Source organism: Ancylothrix sp. D3o (assembly GCF_025370775.1).
Lineage (GTDB): Bacteria > Cyanobacteriota > Cyanobacteriia > Cyanobacteriales > Oscillatoriaceae > Ancylothrix.
The window spans coordinates 1-12092 of the sequence record NZ_JAMXEX010000015.1 but is presented as its reverse complement, the minus strand read 5'-3'; the positions used below and the strand labels follow the sequence as shown (position 1 = coordinate 12092).

Sequence of the window (12092 nt, the reverse complement as noted above, 5' to 3'; positions counted from 1 at the left end):
ATCCGCCCTGAAATCTTTATTGACCGGCAACACAGGTTTTACGCAATTTTTAGATTTTTTTATTAAAAAGCGATCTCCACACCCAAAGCCCCGCTCCCACCAACCCCAAAAGCGCGGGAAAGAAAGGAACCCAAATCGCCACAAGAAACAACCCCCAACAAACGCCGTATAACACTCCTGCTGCAATTCCCAAGGTGATCATCATTCCGGTGCGATCACTTCTCAACCTTGCCAACAGCCCACCCAACAGCGTCCACAACCCGATCCACAGCGCATCCGTCCATTTTGACCCAACTTTCAACAACGGACGATTGTCTAAAGCCGCAGACAAAATATGACTAACCATTTGCGCCTGAATAATTAATCCTCGCACCTCTTGATCTGGGCTGTAGGGGGTACGATGACCTTCATCTTGAACACTGGTGCCATTATTACCCACTAAAACTAATTTATCTTTAATTAAATTTGGATCAACGTCGCCATTCAGAATTTGCGTAAATGTAACTTCAGGAGCAATGGGTTCAGACAACCGATAATTGAGCATAATTTGATATCCTTTTCCATCAAAATTTGGATAAAGCCCGATATCAGATTCCATCGGTTTTAAAATCACCTCACCCAATTTAATCTCATATTTCTGGTAGTTTTGGGGTTGAATTCCTTGCTGCTTTAAATAATGAAATGCGAGTTGAAGGGCTAAAGAACGATTGGCTTTACATCCTTGATAAGTAGTGAAATATAAAAGTTGACGGCGTAAAATTTTATCAGAATCTCGCATCACATCATTAAATCCAACTCGCAGGCCAGGAGCATCCGGCGGAGCAGGAACACCAGGATCATTTTTATCAGGTTTTTTGCAAATAAAAAATAGATTATCTTGTTTATTAAATTGATTTTTTAAGTCTTGATATCCCGGCTCAACCGGCATATCTCGATAAAGATTTAATCCAACAGTTCGGGGTTTGTATTCGCCAAGTTTTTGTAAAAATTGAGCCAAAATTTGATCATAAGCAGTCTCGTTTCCAAATGTTTTAAGTTCTTCTTCTGTTATGGAAACTAACAATAAACGATTATCCTGTTTTTCGAGGGGACGTGATCGCATCATTACATCATAAACTTTCAACTCCCCAAAATGGAGCCATCCCCACTGACGAATTAAACAAACTAAAAGCGTAATTGCTAAACTCATCAATCCGATTTTGCCAAGTTTACTAAACTGAAAACTGGGTGATTTTTGGATAGTTTGACTTTGTTTTAAATCTTGCCAACGCACCGGCACAATTGCCGGATTTTGACAAATAACAGGCAACCAAGTGCCACAAGGAAAACGATTTTCTAAGATATATAACCGTTCTCTCGCGTGTCGCACTGCTAAATATAAAGATTGACCTTGGGAAAATTCCTGTAAAAAATGTTTTAAAAATGTATGAGCGACAACATCAGGCACAGGTTCCCGCATTACAATCGTTTGAGGAATATTTAACTGGGCAAGTTCAGTGGCTAAACCTAAACCATCACAGGAATTAAAAATAGCAATTTGCAAGCCTTTTTCAATCGCTTTTCTAAAAGCCGGCAATAACATTTTAATCGAGACTTTATCTTGATAATTAATTTTAAAGCTTCCCGATTCTTCCTGCTCTTGACTTTCACTATGACCCGCAAAAAAAAGGATATCCCAACCTTGACTATTCCATAACGCATCATCAAGTTCTTGGCGGTTGGGTTCGACTAAAAATACAGTTTCCGCATCAGTCAAGGTCATTAAAAGCTTTCGATCTTCTGCAATATCAATTCCAACTTTATTGCCTAAAATCGCTAAAATTCTAATTTTAGTACGCGAAACAGAAGTTTGCATTTTACGACTATATTGGGGTTGACTGAGGGCTAATTCTGCATGAGGATAATCGTAAAAAAAACTCCACAATTGCCAAGGTAAGTGTCGCACTTGGAAATCATCAGTTTCTAAGATGATTGAAATTTCATCAGCCGGTTGTAGCGCCGAACGCAACTGTTGATCAATGTTACGGAATTCTGCAAAGTTAAGCCATTCATTAAACTGATCAATATATTGAGTACAGAGTTCCTGAAGTTCAACTTCGGAAACATGAGTAACATCTTCTTGATCGAGTTCAATTCGAGATCCAATCCCTAAAGTATGATATAGCTCTTGATAAATGAACCGCCAACGCTGATAAAACGTGATCAATTCCGGAGCAGCCGGCAAACAACCCGTTATTTTAATCGGGCGGGAATTTTCTAAGTCCCAAAGTCGTGCTGTAACTGAAGGAAATCCTTCTATTAAGGAACCTTTTCCTAAATCAATAATAACCAGTTTTTCTGCCATTTTTTATCAATAATTTGGGTGGGTAAGAAGAAGCACTTAATTATTTGTAGGATGGGTAGAGCGTAAGCGAAACCCATCAAAGCGTGGGTAAGAAGAAGCACTTAATTATTTGTAGAATGGGTAGAGCGTAAGCGTACGGTGATAGTTGACGTAGCCTAACCCATCAAAGCGTCGAGAGTGTTGGGTTTCGTTCCTCAACCCAACCTACATCACTTTCGTCAATAATTTGGGTTGGTAGCATCACAAAGTTGAGGGTAACAACTTATAGCTTACTATAAATTAAAAAATTTTTTGAAGTCACCCTCTCTACAACTTTTGAAAATCATCAAAAAATAAATATTTCTGTCACAGATGCCTCCGCTAAACGAACGGTGATCTTAAATCGTTCTTCTGGCATTCCTCGAAACCGAGGGAGTTGGATATAATTATCTTGTAAACGCGATTGAACTTCCGATAAAATTTCCCCGGTTTCAGAAACTAAAATTAGTTGAACATTCGGCGGTAAATAGCTATCTTGGGGGGCAGGATATAAGCGAACCCTGACGGCAATTTGTCCTTGTGTTTCTGGAGTTAATGCCACCCACAAAACAACAGATTGACTCCCCAACTGCATTTTTAAATCAATTAATTTGGCTCCTTGAACAAACTCTTCATCACTGCGCGATGAATTTCTTAATCCTAAAGCAGGTTGCCGAGAAACCGACTGCCAAAGCCCCTCAAATTCATCAATCAACCATAAACTTAATCGGACAGGAGTTTGAAATACTCCGGGTTGAGATGGATTTAAGTAAACTAACAATTCTTCGATAGGTTGTAACTGTGCTAAGGGTAAAATTTCCTGCGAAATAGTTGGGACAAACCCTAAAATCTCTGCTGTTTTTAAAGACTCCAAAATCCGCACCACAACATATCCAATTCGGTCAATTCTAACCTCTGGAGGAATTATCACCATTTGTTGTTCTTCTCGCACCGGCCGGCATTCTAAACGTCCTACATCAGTTATCTTTAAATCTGCCACATTTCCACAGAGTTGAGTAATGGGGTTCCAACTATCACTCATCTCTAATTCCGTTGCAATTTGCATCCATTTTAAATAACAATGAACCCCCCAAACTGCCAATGTATTCAGATAAACCTGTTCTCGCTTACCCCCTTTCGGATGTCGCAACGCAAATTGTGTGGCAATATCCCTCGCTTCCTGGGATATGACAATGGGTAAAGCGTAATCTTCCAAATTCAAACCTTTATTAGCCATTTTTCCTCTTTTTTAACCCCTAGCCTCTCTTCAGAACTGTCAACACTTCGACAGGCTCAGTGCTTCGCTGTCACCAGTCAACTACTCAAGATATCCCTGTGACCGAGCAAAATTACGCAAAAACTTGCGACAATTTCTTTCATAAAAGCTACTTAAGGTACTGACTGGAACTCCCAACTCCTTCGCAAGCTGTTCCCAGTTGGTTTCTGGAGGCAAGCGACTTAAAATTAACAATTGGCACGTTATGTCTGGACGTCTGCGAACGTGACTGTTGCGTAACTCTCCAGTGGCATCAGTTTGCGCCCAGTGACGAACTTCTTCTAAAATCGGTGGAATATCAGGAGGTGCTTCCAATGTATCGAGAAGATTGAGATTTTCACAGAGGGGAATATCTGTAGAAATGTAACGTTGTTGCTGCTGTTGATGTTTTCGGTGATAATCTTTTAAACGTCCTTTAAGATAAAAATTAAGCCAGGTGATAATACTTGCTTTGTCTGGGTCATACTGGGCTGCCGTCCTCGCTTCACAAAGATTTAGGTAAAGAAAAGTCATGGTGTGTTGCCATGCGTCTTCATAGTCTGGAGTAGACTCGTGCCACAATTTACCCGATTTCTGAATCAGGCGAATAATTTGAGTAAAACCCTTACGACGTTCAACACTTTTGGGGGAGTGTTTGCAGGTTTCAGCAATGAGTTTCCGGAGTTGTTCGTCGAGTCCAGTCATTTCGATTTTGGATTAATAAAGGGTAAATTCCAATATCAGGTAAGATTTTAGCAAATTAAGTCGATATTTTTTATTCTAAAAATTTATGGGTTTCAATATTTCTCGTTGGGGTCTTTTGAGCATTACAGTGTTGATGCAATTACAATTTGGCTTGATGATACCTGTGGCATTCGCTCAGTCAAATGCTGAGTTAGAACGGATGTATAAGAGTACATCCGAATTCATTGATCAAGGAAAGTTTGAGGAGGCACGTCTCACTTTAGAGAAGTTATTGGCGCTCGCACAACAACAACAAAATAAAATTTTAGAAGCTACCTATCTTAATGATTTAGCCTTAGTTCACCGCAATACAGGGAACGCTCAACTTGCCCTTCAGTTGGCGACAAAGGCTTTAAAACTGTCTCAAGAATTAAACGATGAAGAAGGGATAAGTTTAGCCTTAAATAATCAAGCCACTGCCTATTTTATTTTAGGTCAATATCCCCAGGCAATTCAAGGATTTGAAAAAGCTTTAAAATTGGTTCAGAAACTAGACGAAAAGTCAGGAGAAGTCAATATTTTATCGAATTTAGGTACTATTTATCGGGTTTTAGGACAGCATCGAAACTCGTTATCCTACTTTCAACAAGCCTTAACTGTAGTTAAAACTTTAGATGATAGCTGGACAGAAGGAATTCTTTTCAATAATATCGGTGCAGCTTATGTTTCTTTAGGCGAATATCAACAAGCTAAACTGGCTTTTGAACAATCCTTAACTTTAGCCAAACAAGAACAGGATGCTCAAGGTATTGGTCAAGTAACGATTAATTTAGGAGCCGTTTATGAACGTTTTAAAGAGTATGAAAAAGCCTTAAGGTTATATCAAGAAGGCTTGCCTATAATGGAAAAAATCGGAGATTTAGAAGCGGTTGGACAAGCTTTAAATAATATCGGTTATATTTATCGAATTCAAAATCAACACTCTCAAGCTTTCCCGTTCTATCAAAAAGCTTTAAAAGTTCGCCAAAATATCGGAGATAAACGGGGAGAAGCGGTCACATTAATTAATATTGGATCTGCTGAGTTTGAAGTTGGCAAACTTGCTGAAGCTACTCAAACCCTCTATTCTGCCATTGAAACTGTGGAGTCTTTACGCCCAGGATTAAGTGATGGAAATAAAGTTTCTTTCTTTGAAACGTTATCAAAAAGTTATGGCGTTTTGCAACAGGTATTAATTGAGCAAAACCAAATTGAAAAAGCGTTAGAAATTGCTGAACGCGGCAGAGCAAGAGCGTTTGTTGAGTTAGTAGCACAAAATAATATATCACCGGAAAGATTAACCTCAATTTCTGTAAAACCCCCTAATTTTTCGGATATTCAAAAAGTGGCTAAACTGCAAAATGCCACCTTAGTTGAATATTCGGTTATTGTTGATGAATTTAAGCAAAATTCTACATTACTAATTTGGGTTGTACAACCTAATGGTGCTGTGCAGTTTCGGTCTGTTGATTTAACGAATTTAAAGACAGATAACCTTGTTCCGATGTTAAGTCCAGAAGAACTGCCAGCACTTCCTTCCCTAAATGAGCTAGTTCGGGGAACTCGTGCTAGTTTAGACTCAGGGATTTCATCACTGACGGTACAGCAGATGAATGACGAACAATTAAATAGGCAATTAAATAAACTGTATGAGCTTTTAATTGAACCCATTGCAGATTTATTACCCGAAAATCCCGAAGACCGGGTTATTTTTATTCCTCATCAAGACTTATTCTTAGTTCCTTTTCAGGCTTTAGTAGATGAAAAAGGAAATTATCTAATTCAAAAGCATACTATTTTAACTTCCCCGTCGATTCAATTGTTACAATTAACGGCAGAGAAAGAGCAACGAAATCAAGGTGATATAGCTTTAGTTCTGGGCAATCCAATTATGCCCAAATTTGCTTTCGTCCCTGGAGAAGAACCCCAACTTTTAAACCCGCTTCCCGCCAGTGAAAAAGAAGCTATCGCTATTGCTAAAATGCTTAAAACTGAACCCTTATTAGGTGAAAATGCCACCGAATCTAACGTCATTCAACGAATAGAAAATGCCCGTTATATTCATCTTGCTACTCACGGAATTATGAGTGATTTAACCGAGTCTGGAATTCCAGGTGCGGTCGTCCTTTCCACCTCTGTTTCTGATGATGGTTTACTCACCTCAAAGGAAATTCTCCAGTTAAATTTAACGGCTGATTTAGTGGTTTTAAGTGCTTGTAATGCAGGAGCAGGAACTATTACCAGCGATGGGGTTTTAGGGTTATCTCGTTCCTTAATGGCGGCTGGCGTTACGAGTTTAATTGTTTCCCTGTGGACAGTTGACGATACTCCAACCTTTGAACTGATGGAAACATTTTATCAGCAACTCCAACAAACCCCTGATAAAGCCCAAGCCTTGCGTCAAGCGATGTTAATTACGATGAAAAATTATCCCAAGCCCAAAGATTGGGCCGGTTTTATTTTAATCGGTCAAGCCGAATAATATCAAGTCTGGGTGAGTAGTTATATCCCTTTTCTATCAGTTTCTAAAATAAAAATCAGTAATAGAAAGAGGCGTTTGATACCAATTTCTTGTAAAATTACACTAAATAATTAGTAATCAATAGATTAATAATAATCCATTTAGCTCAGATGGTTACAGAATATTAATAAATAATCAGGCTCAATTAATTTTTTATGTTAAAATTTTTATGTTTTCATGTTATAAATGGCCAAACAATCGGGCAATAAAACATTTTAATATGCGTTTTATTAAAGGCTTAAGCGCCGAAAAAAATTAAGATGTTATAAAATTTTCTAAACGTAGTAAATATCACCAAGTAAGACAAAGAGCGCAGTGTATTAAATTGAGCTACGATGGATATACAATCAATGATTTAACACAAATATTTAAGGTGAGTCCTAACAGATCCACCGGCCCCTAAAAATCCACCGGCCCCCAAGCGTTCCACCGGCCTTTTCAACATCCCCCCACGCTGGCAAATTCACCGGCCTCTTGCATCCTCTACTCCCTCCGCAGAAGCCGGTGTCTCAATATCCACCGGCCCCGAAAAGTCCATCGTTTCAAGATGAAAAAATAGAGCTAACTTCTGCTATGGCTTCTGTTCTGTAATGCTCCTACTTTTAGCCCACAGCATAATCACTCATTTCCCGCATGAAAGGAGGATAAAAACCTAACACAATATCTTGTTTTGGTACACCTAAATTTACTAAATCTGCTGCAATATCATGCTCGGTTGAATTGTAAAAAATCCAGATTTTTTCATTACGAATATCAAGATGTACTATACAATGATGAACCCAACGTTTATGCTGCCACCCCAAATGGACAATTTGATAGTGGTTTCGTTGTGTATCAAAGATAGTTTCAACTTCAATATCACCATAAGCTGGTTTAACTTCAGCATAATCCATCAATATCTGCTGGACAATCTGCTGATAGAGGCTTAGTTTATCGGTTAGTCCTGACCTTGTGAAATTTGCTCCACTTCAATATCGTAAATAATCAACTTCACGGAATTTTCTTGCAGCACTGATGCTGGAAAATCAAGGTGAAAAAAGCTGTTATAAATTAGATCTGGTATAGCAAGATAGAGAATACGCTCTGGTTCTTCACGGCGTAATGCAGCCCGATAATTAATAAATTCTCCTAGTGCTGTATGAAACTCTGAAATTGCCGAAGCACTGGCTAAAAAACTTTTGATTTCCACTGCAATTTTTTCATCTCCTCGCTCTGCTGCAAGTAATCGTTCTGCTCCTAAATCAATTTCCATCTCTACACCACCTACTTTAATCTTAAGTGGGTCGTGAGTAATATTCCACCCATCCTTCGTAAGAGCCATTTTAACAACTTGATGAAAACGATCTTTAGCCACAATAGACGATTCGACATAAAGGTCTAATTTAAAGCTATCACATTTAATGGTGCGTTACGGCTAAACTTGATGCCCCCTACTTACACAGCCGATAGGTGCTGAGCGTTGCTTTCCAGATCATAGATGGAAATATTTTTTAATCGGCCTTTTTAATTTTCTAATTTCACCAATAGGTTCTGTATCAATCGGACTCATAAAATTCACTCGTATCATCGCATCTACCGGCACGAGCGAAATTTGCCTGTGCCACCCCATCCATCGGCCCCCGACAGATCCACCGGCCCCCGACAGATCCACCGCCTCGGCAAGATCCACCGGCCCCCGACAGATCCGACTGTCCCACCCAATCCACCGCCTCGGCAAGATCCACCAGCGCTGTAATATCTAGGGGTGCCGGTGAATCCACATAAATTTTCTCTTGACTTTGGAGGGCCTTGCGGATCGTGGGGTAAAGGGGGCCGGTGGCTGATCCCATTATTTGGAGTTAATAGAGGCCGGTGGTATTGCGTGATTTGCCCATGTTTATTGGGGTATTGCGTAATTTGTCCCGGTTTTTTGGGGTGCCGGTGTATGGGATTTGTCTAGGTTTTTGGGGGGCCGGTGCTCTAATTTGCCCATGTTTTAGTTTGTGCCGGTGGGATACGATATTGGCCGGTGTCCGCCTGGGCTGCCGATAATTTACATTTTGTTTTAGTCGCCCTGTGAAATTCCATGAAATGAAGCGTGGACGAGCGAGACACCGGCACGAGCGATTTTCATAGGCACGAGCGAGTTCCACCGGCTTTTCGGGAATGCACCGGCTAAAAGCGAGTTCCACCAACCCTTAAAGTTTCACCCGCCTTTCAACATCCCCCACGCTGGCAGATTAATCGGCCTCTCCACGTTCCCCACTTCTTCCGCGATTTCTGTGTCTTTGGGGGATTTATTGGTTGGAAAAGATGAGAAATTGCTGGCATAGTTACGGGCAATGTATGATTTCAGCCCCCTTATGGGAGTTCATTAGCTGAAAAGAAACACAGCTTAGGCCAAAACCAAGGGGTCATTCCAGTTAAAATCAAACTAAAAACTTGACAAATCAAGCCTAACACAATAGCTGCTTATTGACAGGGTTATTGATACTAATTTTACTGTAAATACAATTAAAAAAGCACCTAAAAACTTGATAAAGAAAGACCGCTTAACTTTGTTAGCCCCGTGAGCCGAATATATTTTAGTAGCCGGAACTTTTTTTGGGACATGATTTTAGCTAAAAAAATGCTAAGATAAAATTATCGTTAATAGGCTAATAGTAAATTCAGAATTTCTGAATACCTTAGCCCCAGTTTAGGTAATTGGTAAATCAAACCCGACTACCTTAATATTTCCTTGTCAACAAACTGTCATGTAGTTTTGGGAGCAGCGGTTATGCTTACCTCAGAATTAAGAGCATTTATTCAAAATATTCCTAAAGCCGAATTGCACTGTCATTTAGAAGGTTCAATTCAACCGGCTACTCTATTGAAGTTAGCCCTAAGTAATTCTATTGAGTTACCCTTTGAAAATGAAGCAGGTGCGAGGAATTTTTTTGAATTTAAAAATCTTAACCAATTTATTGACATTTTATCATTTACGGCATCAACCTTAAAAACGGCTAACGATTTTGAGACGGTTACAGTAGAATTAGGAGCAGATGCAGCGCGACAAAAAATTACTTACCGCGAGGTATTCTTGAGTTATGACGCACATCAGAGACGTGGAATTCCTTGGCATATAGTCAATGAAGGCATTGCGAGAGGGCGCAAAATTGCTCAAGAAAAATATAATGTTGAGATGTGGTTTATTGCTGATATCGACAGAACTACTGAGAAAGAAGTGAGCTTGAATATGGTGGAATTAGCCCATGCCAGTCGCCATGATGTAGGAATCATTGGTATTGGTATGGATAGTAAAGAAGCCGGTAATCCTGCATCTCGTCATAAAGCTGCATTTGAGAGAGCGAAAGAATTAGGATTTCGGCTAGTTGCTCATGCTGGTGAAGATGTAGGGCCAGAAAGTGTCTGGGATGCGCTATCAATGGGGATTGAACGCATTGATCACGGTGTGCGTGCTATTGAAGAGAATAAATTAGTACAACACCTGGTAGACATCCAAATTCCGCTCACAATTTGTCCGGTCAGTAATATTCAGTTAAAAGTGTTTCCTACTATGGCTCAACACTCAATAAAGCAGTTGATGGATGCAGGAGTTTTTGTCACTATAAACTCAGATGATCCACCCATGTTTGGTGCAGATGTGGTAGAAAATTATTTGCAAGTAGCGGAGACATTTAATTTAATAGCCGCTGATATTGAGAAGCTTGCAAGAAATAGCTTTAAGGCCGCTTTTATGGACGATGTAAAATCATCTAAATACTTGAAGGAATTTACAGAAAAAGTGGCTCAACTACGAACCGAACTGTTTAATGAGGTTTAAGAGGCCGCCTCTTAGAGAGTTCGCTGTAAAAAGCAGGTGGTAGGCGGCGTTTTCTTTGCTCTTGTCAGGATGCTGGTGAAAAGCATTTCGCTGCTCTTCATCAGCTTAGATGGGGTAGAAATAACGAAGTTGACATCAGCAGCCAAGTAGCAGACACAAACATTAGTCTCATTGGAACGATAATATTGCCGTTTTGCCGGGGTGTTTAGTTGATTCTTGAGTTGCTTGCGGATCGTTGACTAAATGGGGCCGATGGCGGATGGCATTTTTTAGGAAATTAATTAGGAGGCTGGTGGTCTGCTTTTATTACCGAAGTGGCTTCGGAGTATGTGGTATTGCGTGATTGCCCCGGTTTAGTTGGGTATGTGGTTTGGCGTGATTTACTCATGTTTATTTGGGTGCCGGTGGGATAAGCTGACCTCTGTCCGTCGGGGATGTCGGTGCGCTAATTTAGTCCATGTTTAGTTGGGTGCCGGTGGGATAAGATTCGGTGCCGATGGGATACGATATCTGGCCGATGCCCACTTAGAATGCGGGTAATCTACATTTGGTTTGAGCCGGTCTAAAATGGCCATGAGATAAAACATGGACGAACCTGACACCGGCCTTTGGAGTCCCACCAACCCCTCAACATCCGCCTGTACCACCCAATCCACCGACTTTATAACATTAACCGGAAGAGTAAAGTTTCACAGGCCCAAGGAGTGTCGGGTAAGGTTTGGGGATTACTCCCCGCCCCTAAGAGCTCGAACCGTGCATGAGACTTTCGCACTCACACGGCTCAAGCCTTACTTCAAGCTTTCAAACTTGGATTTTGATGTGTGTACCTGCTTGTGACACGCTCTGTGTAAATGCGTTAGGTTTTCGATGTCGTCCCTTCCACCTTTCGCTACAGGTACTATGTGATGGGTTTCGATTTCCTCACCGTTGAAAAGTGGTTCGCCACAGATGGGGCATACCCAGTTTTGGTTCTGAGCTATTTGGTAATTGCTGGTGTTCTTTTCCCAATAGCTTTTACCGTATTTTTGGTGGCGTTTTTTCCAATATTCTTTTAGGCTCGGATCATCGGGTGACGCTTCTCCCTTGACCTTTATGTGGCGTTCAATGGGGGTGGATGCAATAGAATAGAGAGTGAATGACTTCTCTCTTCCTCGATTTTCACCTATACAGGTAAAGACCCAATCTGCGCCTTTTATAGTCTTGAAGTAACGTTGTTTAACCCATCTTTTTGATTTGTTGGGATGTCTACGCTTAGCCCAACGCCAAAGGTATAACCACACCCGGTGTGAGATGTATAGCAATCCTAAATAGGTCAAAACAGGTATAATATTAATTGTTGTCTAAATTTTAAAATGAACATGGACATTATTTCTGAGTTAAATGATTTTATTAATCAGACGAAAGAAGCTAGAGAAATAAAAAGAGC

At 40.3% G+C, this 12092-nt stretch carries 10 protein-coding genes and 1 pseudogene; 2 read left to right on the top strand and 9 right to left on the bottom strand.

The features are described 5' to 3' along the window. Nucleotides 1-49 precede the first annotated feature (49 nt). From NG798_RS20610 to NG798_RS20600, 3 genes are all read right to left on the bottom strand, one after another. Complete coding sequence (locus NG798_RS20610) at nucleotides 50-2344, bottom strand: CHASE2 domain-containing protein (protein WP_261225588.1); 2295 nt, start codon at nucleotides 2342-2344, stop codon at nucleotides 50-52. A 325-nt stretch (nucleotides 2345-2669) separates the two neighbouring features. Beyond that, a complete protein-coding gene (locus tag NG798_RS20605; protein WP_261225587.1) occupies nucleotides 2670-3599 on the bottom strand; it encodes a DUF1822 family protein in 930 nt (309 codons plus the stop codon). An 81-nt stretch (nucleotides 3600-3680) separates the two neighbouring features. Further along, the gene (locus NG798_RS20600; RefSeq protein WP_261225586.1) at nucleotides 3681-4322 is read right to left on the bottom strand and encodes a sigma-70 family RNA polymerase sigma factor; all 642 of its coding nucleotides are present in this window, start codon (nucleotides 4320-4322) and stop codon (nucleotides 3681-3683) included. Between the two features lie 85 nt (nucleotides 4323-4407). Here NG798_RS20600 and NG798_RS20595 point away from each other — a divergent pair, with 85 nt between their 5' ends. Next, complete coding sequence (locus tag NG798_RS20595) at nucleotides 4408-6822, top strand: CHAT domain-containing tetratricopeptide repeat protein (protein ID WP_261225585.1); 2415 nt, start codon at nucleotides 4408-4410, stop codon at nucleotides 6820-6822. Between the two features lie 641 nt (nucleotides 6823-7463). Here the strand turns inward: NG798_RS20595 and NG798_RS20590 are convergent. The 4 genes and pseudogenes from NG798_RS20590 to NG798_RS20575 all read right to left on the bottom strand — a co-directional run. Then, a pseudogene (locus NG798_RS20590) lies at nucleotides 7464-7802 on the bottom strand (XisI protein); the annotation flags it as partial. Further along, nucleotides 7799-8215 carry a XisH family protein gene (locus tag NG798_RS20585; RefSeq protein ID WP_261225584.1) on the bottom strand — a complete coding sequence of 139 codons (417 nt, stop codon included), beginning with the start codon at nucleotides 8213-8215 and terminating at the stop codon, nucleotides 7799-7801. The pseudogene NG798_RS20590 and the gene NG798_RS20585, both read right to left, overlap by 4 nt. Nucleotides 8216-8396: 181 nt before the next feature. Beyond that, complete coding sequence (locus NG798_RS20580; protein WP_261225583.1) at nucleotides 8397-8690, bottom strand: hypothetical protein; 294 nt, start codon at nucleotides 8688-8690, stop codon at nucleotides 8397-8399. Nucleotides 8691-8699: 9 nt separating this feature from the next. Continuing rightward, nucleotides 8700-9032, bottom strand: a complete 333-nt coding sequence (locus NG798_RS20575; RefSeq protein WP_261225582.1) for a hypothetical protein — start codon at nucleotides 9030-9032, stop codon at nucleotides 8700-8702. A 587-nt stretch (nucleotides 9033-9619) separates the two neighbouring features. Here NG798_RS20575 and add point away from each other — a divergent pair. After that, entirely contained in the window at nucleotides 9620-10666 is a 1047-nt protein-coding gene (add, locus tag NG798_RS20570; RefSeq protein ID WP_261225581.1) for an adenosine deaminase, read from the top strand. A gap of 461 nt (nucleotides 10667-11127) precedes the next feature. Here add and NG798_RS20565 read toward each other — a convergent pair whose 3' ends face one another. Both NG798_RS20565 and NG798_RS20560 read right to left on the bottom strand, forming a co-directional pair. Continuing rightward, nucleotides 11128-11322: a hypothetical protein gene (locus NG798_RS20565; protein ID WP_261225580.1), complete on the bottom strand. Its 195-nt coding sequence runs from the start codon at nucleotides 11320-11322 to the stop codon at nucleotides 11128-11130. 132 nt (nucleotides 11323-11454) lie between these two features. Then, a complete protein-coding gene (locus NG798_RS20560) occupies nucleotides 11455-11946 on the bottom strand; it encodes an HNH endonuclease (protein WP_375338989.1) in 492 nt (163 codons plus the stop codon). Nucleotides 11947-12092 lie beyond the last annotated feature (146 nt).